The organism is Burkholderia cepacia complex sp. TUM26381 (assembly GCF_057439935.1).
This window is the reverse complement of record NZ_CM172006.1, coordinates 3,135,722-3,152,120: the sequence shown is the minus strand read 5'-3', so window position 1 is coordinate 3,152,120 and position 16,399 is coordinate 3,135,722. Positions and strand designations below refer to the sequence as shown.

14 protein-coding genes are annotated in these 16,399 nt (G+C 66.6%); 12 read left to right on the top strand and 2 right to left on the bottom strand.

Annotated elements, in window-relative coordinates:
• Window positions 1–106 precede the first annotated feature (106 nt).
• The 5 genes from ACWMMN_RS14800 to purU all read left to right on the top strand — a co-directional run bounded on the left by ACWMMN_RS14800 (window position 107) and on the right by purU (window position 5,270).
• Complete coding sequence (locus ACWMMN_RS14800; protein ID WP_059233176.1) at window positions 107–2,113, top strand: monovalent cation:proton antiporter family protein; 2,007 nt, start codon at window positions 107–109, stop codon at window positions 2,111–2,113.
• Between the two features lie 77 nt (window positions 2,114–2,190).
• On the top strand, window positions 2,191–2,757 hold the full coding sequence (locus tag ACWMMN_RS14795) for an adenine phosphoribosyltransferase (protein WP_059233177.1): 567 nt from the start codon (window positions 2,191–2,193) through the stop codon (window positions 2,755–2,757).
• 67 nt (window positions 2,758–2,824) lie between these two features.
• The gene (locus ACWMMN_RS14790) at window positions 2,825–3,439 is read left to right on the top strand and encodes a LysE family translocator (protein WP_059233178.1); all 615 of its coding nucleotides are present in this window, start codon (window positions 2,825–2,827) and stop codon (window positions 3,437–3,439) included.
• A gap of 5 nt (window positions 3,440–3,444) precedes the next feature.
• The gene (locus ACWMMN_RS14785; protein ID WP_059233179.1) at window positions 3,445–4,311 is read left to right on the top strand and encodes an NUDIX hydrolase; all 867 of its coding nucleotides are present in this window, start codon (window positions 3,445–3,447) and stop codon (window positions 4,309–4,311) included.
• Window positions 4,312–4,385: 74 nt separating this feature from the next.
• Window positions 4,386–5,270: a formyltetrahydrofolate deformylase gene (gene purU / locus ACWMMN_RS14780; protein ID WP_059233180.1), complete on the top strand. Its 885-nt coding sequence runs from the start codon at window positions 4,386–4,388 to the stop codon at window positions 5,268–5,270.
• A gap of 98 nt (window positions 5,271–5,368) precedes the next feature.
• Here purU and ACWMMN_RS14775 read toward each other — a convergent pair whose 3' ends face one another.
• Complete coding sequence (locus ACWMMN_RS14775; RefSeq protein WP_059233181.1) at window positions 5,369–6,454, bottom strand: AI-2E family transporter; 1,086 nt, start codon at window positions 6,452–6,454, stop codon at window positions 5,369–5,371.
• Between the two features lie 244 nt (window positions 6,455–6,698).
• Window positions 6,699–9,584, bottom strand: coding sequence for an excinuclease ABC subunit UvrA (gene uvrA / locus ACWMMN_RS14770; protein WP_256085281.1), 2,886 nt, complete (start codon window positions 9,582–9,584; stop codon window positions 6,699–6,701).
• A 265-nt stretch (window positions 9,585–9,849) separates the two neighbouring features.
• Here uvrA and ACWMMN_RS14765 point away from each other — a divergent pair, with 265 nt between their 5' ends.
• The 7 genes from ACWMMN_RS14765 to ACWMMN_RS14735 all read left to right on the top strand — a co-directional run bounded on the left by ACWMMN_RS14765 (window position 9,850) and on the right by ACWMMN_RS14735 (window position 16,396).
• A complete protein-coding gene (locus ACWMMN_RS14765) occupies window positions 9,850–11,037 on the top strand; it encodes an MFS transporter (RefSeq protein ID WP_174994106.1) in 1,188 nt (395 codons plus the stop codon).
• A gap of 100 nt (window positions 11,038–11,137) precedes the next feature.
• Window positions 11,138–11,692 carry a single-stranded DNA-binding protein gene (locus ACWMMN_RS14760; RefSeq protein WP_011353211.1) on the top strand — a complete coding sequence of 185 codons (555 nt, stop codon included), beginning with the start codon at window positions 11,138–11,140 and terminating at the stop codon, window positions 11,690–11,692.
• 129 nt (window positions 11,693–11,821) lie between these two features.
• Window positions 11,822–12,352 carry a G/U mismatch-specific DNA glycosylase gene (gene mug, locus ACWMMN_RS14755; protein WP_486422808.1) on the top strand — a complete coding sequence of 177 codons (531 nt, stop codon included), beginning with the start codon at window positions 11,822–11,824 and terminating at the stop codon, window positions 12,350–12,352.
• Entirely contained in the window at window positions 12,339–12,962 is a 624-nt protein-coding gene (locus ACWMMN_RS14750) for a DNA-3-methyladenine glycosylase (RefSeq protein WP_059233186.1), read from the top strand. The genes mug and ACWMMN_RS14750 overlap by 14 nt, the downstream gene beginning before the upstream one ends.
• 101 nt (window positions 12,963–13,063) lie before the next feature.
• Window positions 13,064–13,828, top strand: coding sequence for a ParA family protein (locus ACWMMN_RS14745; RefSeq protein WP_486422807.1), 765 nt, complete (start codon window positions 13,064–13,066; stop codon window positions 13,826–13,828).
• Between the two features lie 503 nt (window positions 13,829–14,331).
• Entirely contained in the window at window positions 14,332–14,916 is a 585-nt protein-coding gene (phaP, locus tag ACWMMN_RS14740) for a TIGR01841 family phasin (protein WP_059233188.1), read from the top strand.
• A 298-nt stretch (window positions 14,917–15,214) separates the two neighbouring features.
• A complete protein-coding gene (locus tag ACWMMN_RS14735) occupies window positions 15,215–16,396 on the top strand; it encodes an acetyl-CoA C-acetyltransferase (protein ID WP_059236605.1) in 1,182 nt (393 codons plus the stop codon).
• Window positions 16,397–16,399 lie beyond the last annotated feature (3 nt).

The following is a 16,399-nucleotide window of genomic DNA, read 5'->3' as shown; positions in this document are numbered from 1 at the left end:
CGTTTGTTCGCCGCGCCGGGCCTTCGGACACGTCCGAGGTCGCCTGTCCATCGCCACCACCCGCGCCCGCATTGCCGTGGCCCCGACGAACGAGGACGCTTCGCCTGTGATTTCCCCGCTCGAAATGACCCTGCTGCTGCTGCTGGCCTCGGTGGTGGGCGTCGTCGTATTCCGTTCGTTGAACCTGCCGCCGATGCTCGGCTATCTGACCGTCGGCATCCTGGTCGGCCCGCATTCGTTCGGCATTGCCGCGGATCTCGAACGGGCCGAGCACCTCGCGGAATTCGGCGTGGTGTTCCTGATGTTTTCGATCGGCCTCGAATTCTCGCTCGCGAAGCTGAGGGCGATGCAGCGGCTCGTGTTCGGGCTCGGGTTGCTGCAGGTCGTCGCGACCCTCGTGCTCGCGCTCGTGCTCGGCGCGCTGTTCGAGCACTGGGTGCACATCACGTGGCAGGGCAGCATCGCGCTCGGCGGCGCGCTCGCGATGTCGTCGACGGCGATCGTGTCGAAGATGCTTGCCGAGCGGCTCGAGATCGAGACCGAGCATGGCCGCAACATCTTCGGCGTGCTGCTGTTCCAGGATCTCGCGGTCGTGCCGCTGCTGATCGTGATCGCCGCGTTCGGCGCCGAATCGTCGAAGGACCTCGCGATCACGCTCGGCTTCGCGGCGGTCAAGATCGTGATCGCGCTCGCGCTGCTGCTGATCGTCGGCCAGCGCTTCATGACGCGCTGGCTCAACGTCGTCGCGCGGCGCCGCTCGCAGGAACTGTTCGTGCTGAACCTGCTGCTCGTCACGCTCGGCGCCGCGTTCATCACCGACCGCTTCGGCCTGTCGCTCGCGCTCGGCGCGTTCATCGCGGGGATGCTCATCTCCGAGACGCCGTTCCGCCATCAGGTGGAAGAGGACATCAAGCCGTTCCGCGACGTGCTGCTCGGCCTGTTCTTCGTGACGACGGGGATGCTGCTCGATCCGCGCGTGATCTGGGAGCACCCGTTCCTCGTGCTCGGTTTCTTCTTCGGCCAGATCCTGTTCAAGGGGACGATGATCGCAGGGCTTGCGCGGCTGTTCGGCGCGACGCCGGGCGTCGCGATGCGCACCGGCATCGGCCTCGCGCAGGCCGGCGAATTCGGCTTCGTGCTGCTGAACCTGATCCTCGACCGGCATCTCGTCGATTCGACGCTGCTGCAGGCGATCCTCGCGTCGATGCTGCTGTCGATGCTCGCCGCGCCGTTCCTGATCCAGAACGCCGACCGGATCGTGATGCGGCTGTCGTCGACCGAATGGATGCAGCAGTCGCTGCAGATGACGCGGATCGCGACGCAAAGCCTGAAGCAGCGCGGCCACGTGATCATCTGCGGCTACGGCCGCGCCGGGCAGAACCTGGCGCGGATGCTCGAGCAGGAAGGCATTTCGTACGTCGCGCTCGACCTCGACCCCGATCGCGTGAGCGCGGCCGCCGCGGCCGGCGAGTCGGTGGTATTCGGCGACGCGGCGCGCCGCGAATCGCTGCTCGCGGCCGGTATCCACCGCGCGGCGGCCGTCGCGATCACCTATGCGAACACGCCGTCGGCGCTGCGCGTGCTGCACCACGTGCACGAGCTCGAGCCGACGCTGCCGGCGATCGTGCGCACCGTCGACGACGCCGATCTCGAGAAACTGCTCGCGGCCGGTGCGACCGAAGTGATTCCGGAGATCGTCGAGGGCAGCTTGATGCTCGCGTCGCATACGCTGGTGCTGGTCGGCGTGCCGATGCGCAAGGTCGTGCGGCGCGTCGAGGAAATGCGCGACGAGCGCTACAGCCTGCTGCGCGGCTATTTCCGCGGCGCGGACGACGCGGACGACGACGACCACGAGCAGGTGCGGCTACAATCGGTGCCGGTCGATGCGCGCGCGGACGCGGTCGGGCGTTCGCTGGAAGAACTCGGGTTGTATGCGCTCGGGCTGGAAGTCACGGCGATCCGCCGGCACGGCATCCGCGGCGTCGAACCGGACCCGCAGACCAAGCTGCGCGCGAGCGACATCGTCGTGCTGCGCGGGCTGCCCGAGGCGCTCGCGCTCGCGGAGGAGCGGTTGTCGCGCCATCGGCGCGATCCGCCGGCCGCGGCCGCTTGAGTTGCGACTCACAACCTGACCCGTATTTTTCAGAAACGGTGCCCGATCTTCGCGCACCGTTTTTTTCGGAGAGTTTCATGCCGCATTCGTCGTCGGGCGCACCGCTCGATCCGGTCGCCTTCATCCACAGCCAGATCCGCACGGTGCCCGACTGGCCGCAGCCGGGCGTGCAGTTCCGCGACATTACGACGCTGCTGCAGAGCCCGAAGGCGCTGCGCATCCTCGTCGACCTGTTCGTCGAACGCTATGTCGATGCGAAGCTCGACTACGTCGCGGGTCTCGACGCGCGCGGCTTCATCATCGCGCCGATCGTCGCGTACGAGCTGAGCGTCGGCTTCGTGCCGATCCGCAAGGTCGGCAAGCTGCCGTACAAGACGTGCTCGGAATCGTACGACCTCGAATACGGCAGCGCGACGGTCGAGATCCACGAAGACGCGTGCCGCCCCGGCGACCGCGTGATCATCATGGACGACCTGATCGCGACCGGCGGCACGATGATGGCGGGGCGCAACCTGCTGCAGCGGCTCGGCGCGGTGGTCGTCGAAGGCGCGGCGATCATCGACCTGCCCGATCTCGGCGGCTCGGCGCTGTTGCGCAATGCCGGACTGCCCGTCTATACCGTTACCGAATTCGGCGGCCACTGAGCGCCGGCCCGCCCGGGCTTGCCGCCCGGGTTCACCGTATTGGTTCACGTTCTGCAGCGAGGTCACGATGCCCAACTTCATGCTGTTTCTCGCCACGTCGATCGCGATTACGTTCGCGCCCGGTCCCGACAACCTGCAGGTGCTCGCACGCGGCATCTCGCAGGGCCGTGCGGCGGGCTTCGTCGCCGCGCTCGGCTTCACGGCGGGGATCCTGTTCCACACGACGCTCGCGGCGCTCGGTGTCGCGGCCGTGCTGCGTTCGTCGCCGGTTGCGTTCCAGATCCTGAAGCTCGCGGGCGCGGCCTACCTCGTGTGGATCGGCATCAAGGCGCTGCGCAGCCAGGGGCTCTCGAATGCGCATGCGCGCCCGCCGCAGCCGCTCGGCACGATCTTCCGGCAGAGCGTGATCGGGAACCTGATGAACCCGAAGGTCACGCTGTTCTTCGTCGTGTTCCTGCCGCAGTTCGTCGATCCGCACGGCGCGCAAAGCGTGACGCTGCAAATGTTCGAGCTCGGCGCGTTGTTCATGCTGCAGACGGCCGCGGTCTTCTCGCTGTTCGGCGTCGGCGCGGGCATGATCGGCGCATGGCTGAAGCGCCGTCCGAAGGCCGGCGTGTGGCTCGACCGGATCGCCGGTGCGACGTTCATCGCGATCGGCATCCGCGTCGCGCTGAAGGACTGACCGCGATGACGTTTCCGTGCATCGCGGCCGCCCGCCGCTTCGATCCGGCCGCGCACCTGCGTTTCGAGATCGCCGGGCAGGCGGTCGGCTGGGTGCGCCGCCAGGACGTCGCGAAGCTCGCGCGCTGGCCCGACGTGTTCGAGCTGACCGGCGAGCGCGTCGTGTTGTCGGCGCGCTATGACTCGGTCGACGCGCGCAGCATGGCGCTCGCGAGCGCGATCGGCGCACTGGCGGCCGAAGGCGCGATTCCCGGCTGGCGCGACGAGATCTACGCGATCCGCAACCGCTTCGACGATCCGCCGCTCGCGTTCATCGAGCGCGCCGCGTCGCGCTTCTTCGGCACGCAGACCTATGCAGTGCATCTGAACGGCATCGTAGAATATGCGGTTACGCCGGGCGAGCCGCTTGCCGCGGCCGTGCCGCAGATGTGGCTCGGCCGCCGAAGCGAGACCAAGGCCACCGACCCCGGTATGCTCGACAACGTGGTTGCGGGCGGCATCGGCTGGGGCCTGGGTGTTCACGAGACGCTCGCGAAGGAATGCTGGGAAGAAGCCGGCATTCCGCCCGAACTGGCCGCGCGCGCGATCGCGGGCCGCGCGGTGCAGGTGCTGAACTCGCTGCCGGAAGGCACGCAGTCCGAGCTGATCTTCGTGTACGACCTGCCGCTGCCGCACGACTTCGCGCCGCGCAATCAGGACGGCGAAGTGGCCGAGCACCTGCTGGCCGGCGTGCCCGAGGTGATCGGCTGGCTGCGCGAAGGCCGTGCGACGATGGACGCGAGCCTCGCGACGCTCGACACGCTGCTGCGTCACCGCTGGATTCCGGCGGCCGACGCGGCCGGCATCGACGCGCTGTTCGCGCCGGCCGCGTGACACACGCCGCAGCGCGCGGTCAGGCGCGGCGAACGGGCAATTTGACGAATACGGAAACAAAGGGAGTCGCGGTCATGCCGACCGATCACAGCTTTATCTTGAAACTGTCGTGCCCCGACCGGCACGGCATCGTCCATGCGGTCTCGGGCTTCCTGTTCGAGCGCAGCAACAACATCCTCGATTCGGCGCAGTTCGGCGACAGCCGCACCAGCGAGTTCTTCATGCGCGTGCACTTCGAGCAGGACGGCAACGGCGCGGATGCCGCGACGGCGCTCGACACGCTGCGCAAGGAGTTCGCTCCGCTCGCCGAGCAGTTCTCGATGCGCTGGGAGCTGCACGACGCGGCCGTGAAGCCGCGCGTCGTGATCATGGTGTCGAAGATCGGCCATTGCCTGAACGACCTGCTGTTCCGCTATCGCACCGGCCAGCTGCCGATCGAGATCCCGGCGATCGTGTCGAACCACAAGGAGTTCTACCAGCTCGCCGCGAGCTACAACATTCCGTTCCATCACTTCCCGCTGATCGGCGGTTCGTCCGATGCCGCAAAGGCCGCGCAGGAAGCGCGCGTGCTGGAAGTGATCGACGAGCACCAGGCCGATCTCGTCGTGCTCGCGCGCTACATGCAGATCCTGTCGCCGAACATGTGCCAGCAGCTCGCCGGGCGCGCGATCAACATCCACCATTCGTTCCTGCCGAGCTTCAAGGGCGCGAAGCCGTACTACCAGGCGTTCGACCGCGGCGTGAAGCTGATCGGCGCGACCGCGCATTACGTGACGACCGATCTCGACGAGGGCCCGATCATCGAGCAGGAAGTCGAGCGTGTCGACCACAGCATGACGCCCGACCAGCTGACCGCGATCGGCCGCGACGTCGAGTGCGTGACGCTCGCGCGCGCGGTGAAGTGGCACGTCGAGCACCGGATCGTGCTGAACGGGACGAAGACGGTCGTGTTCCGCTGATCCGTCGGCGGGGCCGGGCGCTCGGCCCGGACCGACAAAAACGCCGCACCCTTTACGGGGTGCGGCGTTTTTTTATCGCGTGGGCGCAGCAGGCTGCTTCAGATCAGCCGCAGCAGGTACAGCTCGCGCTTCAGGTACGCATAGAAGATCGGCGCGGCGATCACGCCCGGCAGCCCGAACGCGGCTTCCATGATCAGCATCGCGAGCAGCAGCTCCCACGCACGCGACTCGATCTGGCCGCCGATGATCTTCGCGTTCAGGAAGTATTCGAGCTTGTGGATGACGACGAGGAACGCGAGCGATGCGATCGCGGTGCCCATGCTGACCGACAGCGACACGGCGACGATCAGCGTGTTCGAGATCAGGTTGCCGATCACCGGCAGCAGGCCGACGATGAACGTGACGAGCACGAGGGTTTTCGACAGCGGCAGCCGCTGGTGGAAGATCGGCAGCGCGACGAGCAGGTAGATGCCGGTGAACACCGCGTTGATCGCCGAGATCTTGATCTGCGCGAACACGATCCGGCGGAATGCATCGGCGAAGCGCGACACGCGCGTGACGAGCGCGGTCGACAGCGGCCGGCGCGCCTTGCCGTGCTCGACACCGATCGCGATCATCGCGCCGATGATCATCCCGAACAGCACGTGGCCGAAGCCGCGGGCGACGCTCTTGCCGCTCTGCTGGAGCTGGTCCATGTGCGAGTGCATCAGCACGGCGGCCTTGGTCTTCATCTGCTCGACGTCGACGGGCAGCAGGTTGGCGATCCAGGCCGGCGTGCGCGCGCGGGTCTGCTCGACGATCTGCATCAGCTGGTCGAGCAGGCTCTGCAGGTTCGGCACCGTGCGCTCGAAGTGTTCGATGATGCCGATCGTCAGGCTCGTCAGCGCGCCGACGATCACGATCGACAGCAGCACGACGGCGACCCAGCGTGCGCGCATGCTCGTGGTGTGGCGTTCGATCACGGGCGCGATCGTGTGGATCAGCTGGTAGACGAGCAGGCCGGCCAGCAGCCCGCCGAGCAGCTTGAGCTCGATCACGAGCCACATGGCGAGGATCGCGAACACGTAGCTGCCGATCTCGAGCGCGGACAGCTTCGGCAGGCTGAAGTCGCTCGTCAGCCGCACGCTGCGCAGGTGCGGTTCGCGATTCTGCGCATCGCGCGACGAGTCTGGTTGCTTCTCCATCGTGGATTCCTGTCGTTCGTGTGTCATGCCGCGGAATGCGCGGCAGAGCCGTGTTCGCCCGGCGTCGCACCGGATTGGTGCGTACGGCGAACCTTACGACCGTAAAGTATAGCTGTCATTATGGTCCGCAACGGGGCCGTTTGGCGCGTGGTGTAAACGCAGAAGGGAAAACGCGGGGAGGCGGGCGGTACGCCGCGGAGGGACGCGCGCGGCCGGGCGGCCGCGCGCGGGAAGGCAGTGGCCGTCAGCCGGCCGCGACCTTGCGGGTCGTGCGCTTGAGCAGCGGCGCGAGGTACTTGCCGGTGAAGCTCGCCTTCGTCTTCGCGACCTGCTCGGGCGTGCCCTGCGCGATGATCTGGCCGCCGCCGGCACCGCCTTCGGGGCCGAGGTCGATCACCCAGTCGGCCGTCTTGATCACGTCGAGGTTGTGCTCGATGATCACGACCGTGTTGCCCTGGTCGCGCAGCCGGTGGATCACTTCCAGCAGCAGCGCGATGTCGTGGAAGTGCAGGCCCGTGGTCGGCTCGTCGAGGATGTACAGCGTGCGGCCGGTGTCGCGCTTCGACAGCTCCAGCGACAGCTTCACGCGCTGCGCCTCGCCGCCCGACAGCGTCGTGGCCGACTGGCCGAGGCGGATATAGCCGAGGCCGACGTCGAGCAGCGTCTTCAGCTTGCGCGCGATGACCGGCACCGCGCTGAAGAACTCGTACGCGTGCTCGACCGTCATCTCGAGCACTTCGCTGATGTTCTTGCCCTTGTAATGCACTTCGAGCGTTTCGCGGTTGTAGCGCTTGCCGTGGCACACGTCGCACGGCACGTAGACGTCCGGCAGGAAGTGCATCTCGACCTTCAGCACGCCGTCGCCCTGGCACGATTCGCAGCGGCCGCCCTTCACGTTGAACGAGAAGCGGCCCGGATCGTAGCCGCGCTCCTTCGAGGTCGGCACGCCCGAGAACAGCTCGCGGATCGGCGTGAACAGGCCCGTGTACGTGGCCGGGTTCGAGCGCGGCGTGCGGCCGATCGGCGACTGGTCGACGTTGATCACCTTGTCGAAGTGCTCGAGGCCCTCGATCGCCTCGTGCGGTGCCGGCTCGGCCGACGAGCCGTACAGATGGCGCGCGACCGCGTGATACAGCGTGTCGTTGATCAGCGTCGACTTGCCGGAGCCCGACACGCCGGTGATGCAGGTCAGCAGGCCGACCGGCAGCTCGAGATCGACGTGCTTCAGGTTGTTGCCGTGCGCGTCGACGATGCGCAGCATCCGCTCGGGATCGGGCGCGAGCCGCTCGTCCGGGTATTCGATCGTGCGTTTGCCGACCAGGTACTGGCCCGTCAGCGACTGCGGGTTCGACTGCACCTGCTTCGGCGTGCCTTCGGCCACGATCACGCCGCCGTGCTCGCCCGCGCCGGGGCCCATGTCGACGACGTAGTCGGCCGTACGGATCATGTCCTCGTCGTGCTCGACGACGATCACCGAGTTGCCGAGGTCGCGCAGGTGCTTGAGCGTCGAGATCAGGCGGTCGTTGTCGCGCTGGTGCAGGCCGATCGACGGCTCGTCGAGCACGTACATCACGCCCGTCAGGCCGGAGCCGATCTGCGACGCGAGCCGGATGCGCTGCGCCTCGCCGCCCGACAGGGTCTCGGCGCTGCGCTCGAGCGACAGGTAGTCGAGGCCGACGTTGTTCAGGAACGTCAGGCGCGCGACGATTTCCTTGATCACCTTGTCGGCGATCTCGCGCTTCGCGCCTTCGAGCGTCAGGCCGTCGAAATAGCCGAGCGCGTCGCGCAGCGGCCAGCCGCTGATTTCATAGATGCCGCGCGCGTAGTCGCCGGTGCCGATCCGCACGTGGCGCGCCTCGCGGCGCAGGCGCGTGCCGTCGCAGGACGGGCACGGCTGGTTGTTCTGGTACTTCGACAGTTCTTCGCGCACCGCGACCGAATCGGTCTCGCGGTAGCGGCGCTCGAGGTTCGGGATGATCCCCTCGAACACGTGTTCGCGGATCGTCGTGCGGCCGCGCTCGTTGATGTACGAGAACGGGATCGTCTGCTTGCCCGAGCCGAACAGCAGCACCTTCCGGATCTTTTCCGGCAGGTCCTCGAATGCGGCGTCGATGTCGAATTCGTAGAACGCCGCGAGACTCTGCAGCATCTGGAAGTAGAACTGGTTGCGGCGGTCCCAGCCTTTCACGGCGCCCGCGGCGAGCGACAGCGACGGGTGCGCGACGACCCGCTTCGGGTCGAAGAACGTGATCTGGCCGAGGCCGTCGCATTCCGGGCACGCGCCCATCGGGTTGTTGAACGAGAACAGCCGCGGCTCGAGCTCCTGCAGCGAGTACGAGCAGATCGGGCACGCGAACTTCGAACTGAACAGGTACTCCTTGTCGGTATCCATCTCGAGCGCGATCGCGCGGCCGTCGGCGAGGCGCAGCGCCGTCTCGAACGATTCGGCGAGCCGCTGCTTCATGTCCGGGCGCACCTTCAGGCGGTCGACGACGACGTCGATCGTGTGCTTGTCGTTCTTTTTCAGCTTCGGCAGCGACTCGACCTCGTAGATCTTCGCGACGCCTTCGTTCGCGGCGCCGCCGCCCGAGCGTACGCGAAAGCGCACGAAGCCCTGCGCCTGCATGTCCTCGAACAGTTCGGCGTGCTCGCCCTTGCGGTCCGCGACGACGGGCGCGAGGATCATCAGCTTGGTTTCCTCGGGCAGCGCGAGCGCCGCGTCGACCATCTGCGACACGCTCTGCGCCTCGAGCGGGATGTCGTGGTCGGGACAGTACGGCGTGCCGACACGTGCGTACAAAAGTCGCAGGTAGTCGTGGATTTCGGTGACCGTGCCGACGGTCGAACGCGGGTTGTGGGACGTCGCCTTCTGCTCGATCGAGATCGCGGGCGACAGGCCCTCGATCAGGTCGACGTCGGGTTTCTCCATCAGTTGCAGGAACTGGCGGGCATACGCGGACAGGCTTTCGACGTAGCGGCGCTGGCCTTCGGCATAAAGGGTGTCGAACGCGAGCGACGACTTGCCCGACCCGGACAACCCGGTAATCACGACCAGCTTGTGGCGCGGCAGGTCGAGATTGACGTTTTTCAGGTTGTGGGTGCGTGCCCCACGGATACGGATCTGTTCCATGAACCTGGCGAAAATGGAGGGAACCAAACCTGCTACTATAACGGCTTTTCGAGACCGTCGTTTACGGCCCCCGGCCTTTGCAGCAGGTGGCAGCAAGGCGACACCCGCACCGGGGAAAGCGGCCGCGCCGCATGGTTCCGGGCGGCCCGCAGGCCGCCAGCATCCTGCCCCGGCGTGTCGCCCGCCAGGCCTCCCGGGCCGCCGGTCCTGATCTTCCGCCGCCCGCCACCGGGCGGACACTCCGATCATTCGAAATTCATTCCCGATGTCCAATCCGTCTGCCACGTCTTCCCGCATGACTGCGCCCGAACTGCGCGCGACCACGTCGCTCGCGGCGATCTTCGCGCTGCGCATGCTCGGCCTGTTCATGATCATGCCGGTGTTCTCGGTCTACGCGAAAACCATCCCGGGCGGCGACAACGTGCTGCTCGTCGGTCTCGCGCTCGGGGCCTACGGCGTCACGCAGTCGCTGTTCTACATCTTCTACGGCTGGGCGTCCGACAAGTTCGGCCGCAAGCCGGTGATCGCCACGGGCCTCGTGATCTTCGCGATCGGCAGCTTCGTCGCCGCATCCGCGCACGACATCACGTGGATCATCGTCGGCCGCGTGATCCAGGGGATGGGCGCGGTGTCGTCCGCGGTGCTCGCGTTCATCGCCGACCTGACCTCCGAGCAGAACCGCACGAAGGCGATGGCGATGGTCGGCGGATCGATCGGCGTGTCGTTCGCGGTCGCGATCGTCGGCGCGCCGATCGTGTTCCACTGGGTCGGGATGAGCGGGCTGTTCGCGATCGTCGGCGTGCTGTCGATCCTCGCGATCGGCGTCGTGCTGTGGATCGTGCCCGATGCGGCGAAGCCCGTGCACGTGCCGGCGCCGTTCGCCGAGGTGCTGCACAACGTCGAGCTGCTGCGCCTGAACTTCGGCGTGCTGGTGCTGCACGCGACGCAGACGGCGCTGTTCCTCGTCGTGCCGCGCCTGCTGGTCGACGGCGGGCTGCCGGTCGCCTCGCACTGGAAGGTCTACCTGCCGGTGATGGGGCTCGCGTTCGTGATGATGGTCCCGGCGATCATCGTCGCGGAAAAACGGGGCAAGATGAAGCCGGTGCTGCTCGGCGGCATTCTGGCTATCCTGATCGGTCAATTGTTGCTCGGCAGCGCACCGCATACCATCCTGATTGTGGCGGCGATTCTGTTCGTCTACTTTCTCGGGTTCAACATCCTGGAAGCGTCGCAGCCGTCGCTCGTGTCGAAGCTCGCGCCGGGTTCGCGCAAGGGCGCGGCCACGGGGGTTTACAACACCACGCAGTCGATCGGGCTCGCGCTCGGCGGCATCGTGGGCGGCTGGCTGCTGAAGCACGGCGGCGCGAACACGGTGTTCTACACGTGTTCGGGGCTCGTGGCCGCGTGGCTTATAATCGCGGCCAACATGAAAGCGCCGCCGCGCAAGGCCTGAACCTTATTTCGGGCAGGCCCCGGCCGCGCGCCGGCTTGCCCGGCGGGCCGTCCCGGCAACATGCGCGGGCGGCCCGGCATCGAATTTACTGGAGAAACACATGGCATCCGTCAACAAGGTCATCCTCGTCGGCAATCTCGGCGCCGATCCTGAAGTCCGTTACCTGCCGAGCGGCGACGCGGTTGCGAACATTCGTCTCGCGACGACCGACCGCTACAAGGACAAGGCAAGCGGCGATTTCAAGGAAATGACCGAGTGGCATCGCGTCGCGTTCTTCGGCCGTCTGGCGGAAATCGTCAGCGAATACCTGAAGAAGGGTTCGTCGGTCTATATCGAAGGCCGCATCCGCACGCGCAAGTGGCAGGGCCAGGACGGCCAGGACCGTTACTCGACCGAAATCGTTGCAGATCAGATGCAGATGCTCGGCGGCCGCGGTGCGGGCGGCGGCGGCGGTGGCGGTGACGAAGGCGGTTACGGCGGCGGCTACGGTGGTGGCGGTGGCGGCGGTCGCGGCGAGCAGATGGAGCGCGGCGGTGGCGGCGGCGGTCGTGCCGGCGGCGCGGCGCGTGGCGGTGCAGGCGGCGGCGCGCAAAGCCGTCCGAGCGCACCGGCCGGCGGCGGCTTCGACGAGATGGACGACGATATCCCGTTCTGATCGACAAGCCGGCATCCCGCATCACGATGGGCCCGAATGTCCGAGTCAAGCTGCTTGCTTGGCACGGGTCTTCGGGCCTTTCTTCATTTACGTCGTTCCTGTTCCTGTACGTCGCATCCCGGGCAAAGCGTGGCTGACGAACTTCCCGACCTCATCGCCGACCATCTCGACGTGCTGTTCTGCGGGATCAATCCCGGCCTGACCGCGGCCGCGACCGGGCATCACTTCGCGGGGAGAAACAACCGCTTCTGGCGCGTGATCCATCTCGCGGGCTTCACGCCGGCGGAAATCTTGCCGCAGGACGATCGCGCGATCCTCCGGTACGGTTGCGGCCTGACGGCGGTCGTGAAGCGGCCGACTGCGAGCGCCGATCAGCTGTCGCGCGCCGAATTCGCCGCCGCGGCCGCGGCGTTCGAGCAGAAGATCCTGCGTTACGGGCCGCGCTTCGTCGCCTTTCTCGGCAAGGCCGCGTACTCGGCGCTGTCGGGGCAACGCGAAGTCGCATGGGGGTTGCAACCGGCCCGCATGCAGGGGGCGAGTGTCTGGGTGCTCCCCAATCCGAGCGGACGAAATCTGGCATTCGGTCTCGGCGATCTGGTCGAGGCGTACCGCCAGCTTCATCTGGCCGCGACGACGGCGAGGCAGCATGCGGCGCAATAAGACCGCGTCCCTCTGGCCCGGCACCGTGCTGCCGCGCGCGTTCTTCGACCGCACGGCCACCGACGTCGCGCCGCAGCTGCTCAACAAGATCCTCGCGGCGGCGGACGGCCGGGCCGGCCGCATCGTCGAAGTGGAAGCCTATGCGGGCGCGATCGACCCGGCCGCGCACACCTATCGCGGCAGGACGCCGCGCAACGCGACGATGTTCGGGCCGCCCGGGCATCTGTACGTCTACTTCACGTACGGCATGCACTGGTGCTGCAACTGCGTGTGCGGGCCGGACGGCACGGGCACCGGTGTGCTGATCCGTGCGCTGGAACCGCTGCACGGGCTCGAGCAGATGCGTGCGGCACGGCCGCCGCAGACGCGCGATCGCGATCTGTGCCGCGGGCCGGCGCGGCTGACCCAGTCGATGGGGATCGGCGGCGCGCAGGACGGCATCGATTTGGTCGATGCACGCGAAGGGTTCGCGATCGTCGACGACGGTAGGGCGCCGCCTTCGAATCTGGCGGGCGGCCCGCGCATCGGCATTCGTGCCGGCCGGGATCTCCCGTGGCGGTGGTGCGTGCCCGGCAACCGGTACGTGTCGGGGGGGCTGCCGCGCACCTGATGTGCGTCGTACACATGTTGCACGCAATTCGACCTGCGTCACGCGGCCGCCATGATTGACCGGCTAAGCTGATCCTTTCGACGTTCGATCGAGGGGACACCATGCGGCGGGTCGTATTCAACCAGAAGGGCGGCGTGGGCAAATCGACGATCGTCTGCAACCTGGCGGCGATCAGCGCAAGCGAAGGGCTGCGCACGCTCGTCATCGACCTCGATGCGCAGGCGAACTCCACGCGCTACCTGCTGCGTGACGCCGCGGCCGACGCGCAACCGGGCGTCGCCGGTTTCTTCGAAACCGCGCTGACCTTCAACTTCCGCCCGGTCGACGTCGCGTCGTTCATCCATCCGACCCCGTTCGAAGGGCTCGACGTGATGCCCGCGCATCCGGATCTCGACACGCTGCACGGCAAGCTCGAATCGCGCTACAAGATCTACAAGCTGCGCGACGCACTGAACGAGCTCGGCACCTACGACGCCGTGTACATCGACACGCCGCCCGCACTGAATTTCTATACGCGCTCGGCGCTGATCGCGGTCGAGCGTTGCCTGATCCCGTTCGACTGCGACGACTTCTCGCGCCGCGCGCTGTATACGCTGCTCGAGAACGTGAAGGAAATCCAGCAGGACCACAACGCGGCGCTCGAGGTGGAAGGGATCGTCATCAACCAGTTCCAGCCGCGCGCGAGCCTGCCGCAACGGCTGGTCGACGAGCTCGTCGACGAAGGGCTGCCGGTGCTCGCGTCGAGGCTGTCGGCGTCGGTGAAGATCCGCGAATCGCATCAGCAGTCGACGCCGGTGATCCATCTCGAGCCGGGGCACAAGCTCGCGCAGGAATTCCGCGCATTGCATCGCGAACTGGCCGGCTGATTCCGCGCTTTCCCGTGTCGATCGCGTCCGCTTCATGCGGCCGTATTTTCATTGCGACCCGCAATTCGTCAGATCATTGATTTCGGCATTAATAATCCCGGAAACGATTTCATAATAAATCCAGAAAAAACGATTACATAAGCGACCGCTCCATTTTCAATGAGCGTCGGTTTTCTAATAAACGGAATAATGAATTGGTAAATGTTGCGCATCCTCATGATGCGCTATCCTGTAAAAAGGTAAAAAGGCATTGCGGGCCGGAACCCTGCAATTTCCCTCTCTGCGATGTCGGCGTGTCGCGGGTTTCAGCGGCTGCCCGGAACGATAATAAGGGTTTACACCTATCATTAATGCCATTTAATTGACAATTAATCGATCTAGAATGGCCTCCTTCATCTTCCCGTGTTCTAATAAGTGACGGGTAGCCAATAAGGAAGTGGCTGTCGATCCAGCTTCCATTTTTCTTTACGTCGTCTCTCGTATTGCTAACAGGAGCGTGCCCGATGTCCGTATTTGCCCCCGAAAAACTCGCCGCCGATTATCAATCCGGTATCGCCGCGTGGTTTGCAATTGCCCGTCCGGCGATCCACGGTTTCGAGGCTGTCGTCGAACTCAACCTGCAGGCGGCCCGGACGGCGCTCGAGGAATACGAAGACAAGCTGAAGAACGCGTTCAACAGCAACAATCCGGCCGCGGGCTTCGCGCAGCAGATCGCCGCACCGCAGGAAGCGGCCGGCAAGGTCGTGTCGTACGGCCGCCATCTGTTCGATATCGCGGTGTCGACGCAATCCGAATGGGCGAAGGTCGCGCAGTCGCAGTACGAACAGAATGACAAGCGCCTGAAGGACGCGCTCGGCGAACTGTCGAAGCATGCGCCGGCCGGCTCGGCACCGGTGGTGGCTGCGCTGAATTCGGCGCTGTCCGCGGCGACGGCTGCGGCCGATTCGGTGCGTGCAGCGACGGGGCAGGCGATCGAAGCCGCGCAGAGCGGTTTCGATGCGGTCAGCGAAACGGCCACGCGCGGCGCCAAGCAGACGGCTGCCGCCGCACGCAAGGACGCAGCGGCTACGCGCGAATCGGCTGCGTAACGGCTGACCGCGGGCATGACCGCGTGTCGCGTGCAAGCGCGACACAATTGATCGGCGCCGGATGGCGCTGGACGCCGTGTGTGCCACGCGGGGTCCGGCGCATGTCCGGTTCGCCGCACGACGCCGGTGCACGGATGTGCATACCGGTGCGACGTGCCGTGGGTGCGACCGGCGCTGCCTGCCGTCTGGCGGCGCGCGGCCGCGATCGCGCCGGTCGGTCCGGCGCGCGCCGCCGACCGTTGCAGCCCGCTCGCGCCGGCGTCAGAACGACGAACTGATTTCGATGCAGGAATTGAACATGACGGACGTAGTGATCGTATCGGCCGCGCGGACCGCGGTCGGCAAATTCGGCGGCTCGCTTGCGAAGATTGCGGCGCCCGAGCTGGGCGCGACGGTGATCCGCGCGGTGCTGGAGCGTGCGGGCGTGAAGCCCGATCAGGTCAGCGAAGTGATCATGGGCCAGGTGCTGACGGCCGGATCGGGGCAGAACCCGGCGCGGCAGTCGCTGATCAAGGCCGGGCTGCCGACGGCAGTGCCGGGGATGACGATCAACAAGGTGTGCGGCTCGGGCCTGAAGGCCGTGATGCTGGCGGCGAACGCGATCGTCGCGGGCGACGCGGACATCGTGATCGCGGGCGGCCAGGAGAACATGAGCGCGTCGCCGCACGTGCTGCCGGGCTCGCGCGACGGGTTCCGGATGGGCGACGCGAAGCTGGTCGACACGATGATCGTCGACGGCCTGTGGGACGTGTACAACCAGTACCACATGGGCATCACGGCGGAGAACGTCGCGAAGGAATACGGGATCACGCGCGAAGAGCAGGACGCATTCGCGGCGCTGTCGCAGAACAAGGCGGAAGCCGCGCAGAAGGCCGGCCGCTTCGACGACGAGATCGTGCCGGTGTCGATCCCGCAACGCAAGGGCGAGCCGCTGCAGTTCGCCACCGACGAATTCGTGCGCCACGGCGTGACGGCGGAATCGCTGTCCGGGCTGAAGCCGGCGTTCTCGAAGGACGGCTCGGTGACGGCGGCGAACGCGTCGGGGCTGAACGACGGCGCGGCGGCGGTGCTGGTGATGTCGGCGCAGAAGGCGGCGGCGCTCGGCCTGACGCCGCTCGCACGGATCAAGGCGTACGCGAACGCGGGCGTCGATCCGAGCGTGATGGGCATGGGCCCGGTGCCGGCATCGCGCCGGTGCCTGGAGCGCGCGGGCTGGACGCCGGGCGACCTGGACCTGATGGAGATCAACGAAGCGTTTGCTGCGCAGGCGCTGGCGGTGCACAAGCAGATGGGCTGGGACACGTCGAAGGTGAACGTGAACGGCGGCGCAATCGCGATCGGTCACCCGATCGGTGCGTCGGGCTGCCGGATCCTGGTGACGCTGCTGCACGAGATGGTCAAGCGCGATGCGAAGCGCGGGCTGGCGTCGCTGTGCATCGGCGGCGGGATGGGGGTCGCGCTCGCGGTCGAGCGCGTCTGAAGC

Coding starts and splice junctions, on each gene's coding strand:
- ACWMMN_RS14795 (WP_059233177.1), top strand. CDS start 2,191: ATGCCGCATTCGTCGTCGGGCGCACCGCTCGATCCGGTCGCCTTCATC.
- ACWMMN_RS14790 (WP_059233178.1), top strand. CDS start 2,825: ATGCCCAACTTCATGCTGTTTCTCGCCACGTCGATCGCGATTACGTTC.
- ACWMMN_RS14785 (WP_059233179.1), top strand. CDS start 3,445: ATGACGTTTCCGTGCATCGCGGCCGCCCGCCGCTTCGATCCGGCCGCG.
- purU (WP_059233180.1), top strand. CDS start 4,386: ATGCCGACCGATCACAGCTTTATCTTGAAACTGTCGTGCCCCGACCGG.
- ACWMMN_RS14775 (WP_059233181.1), bottom strand. CDS start 6,454: ATGGAGAAGCAACCAGACTCGTCGCGCGATGCGCAGAATCGCGAACCG.
- uvrA (WP_256085281.1), bottom strand. CDS start 9,584: ATGGAACAGATCCGTATCCGTGGGGCACGCACCCACAACCTGAAAAAC.
- ACWMMN_RS14765 (WP_174994106.1), top strand. CDS start 9,850: ATGTCCAATCCGTCTGCCACGTCTTCCCGCATGACTGCGCCCGAACTG.
- ACWMMN_RS14760 (WP_011353211.1), top strand. CDS start 11,138: ATGGCATCCGTCAACAAGGTCATCCTCGTCGGCAATCTCGGCGCCGAT.
- ACWMMN_RS14750 (WP_059233186.1), top strand. CDS start 12,339: ATGCGGCGCAATAAGACCGCGTCCCTCTGGCCCGGCACCGTGCTGCCG.
- ACWMMN_RS14745 (WP_486422807.1), top strand. CDS start 13,064: ATGCGGCGGGTCGTATTCAACCAGAAGGGCGGCGTGGGCAAATCGACG.
- phaP (WP_059233188.1), top strand. CDS start 14,332: ATGTCCGTATTTGCCCCCGAAAAACTCGCCGCCGATTATCAATCCGGT.
- ACWMMN_RS14735 (WP_059236605.1), top strand. CDS start 15,215: ATGACGGACGTAGTGATCGTATCGGCCGCGCGGACCGCGGTCGGCAAA.